We start from the raw sequence: 250 nt of genomic DNA, 5'->3' as shown, positions 1-250 counted from the left end.
ATTGGTGTGAGGAACATCGTAACCATTGGAAACAACATATCCGAAAAGGGTATTGCTGTCAAGGGCGGTGTTCTGAAATCAATAAACCAGTATTTCAATAAAGAGTTATCAAGATTAAAATCTATCAGTGACAGGCAGAGGAAAAACAGAGAGAATACAAAAAGGATAAACAGGCTGTATTTAACAAGGAACAGAAAAATAAAGGATATCATGCATAAACTATCAAAAGCAGTCATAGAATATGCCATGA

1 protein-coding gene is annotated in these 250 nt (G+C 34.8%); it reads left to right on the top strand.

The genetic code is table 11. From position 1 onward, the window contains the following. Window positions 1-250 (top strand): transposase (locus tag DMB44_RS09200; RefSeq protein ID WP_153280228.1); only part of this gene is annotated, 250 nt, incomplete at both ends.

The organism is Thermoplasma sp. Kam2015 (genome assembly GCF_003205235.1).
Classification (GTDB): domain Archaea; phylum Thermoplasmatota; class Thermoplasmata; order Thermoplasmatales; family Thermoplasmataceae; genus Thermoplasma.
This window is presented reverse-complemented; position numbering and strand designations above follow the sequence as displayed.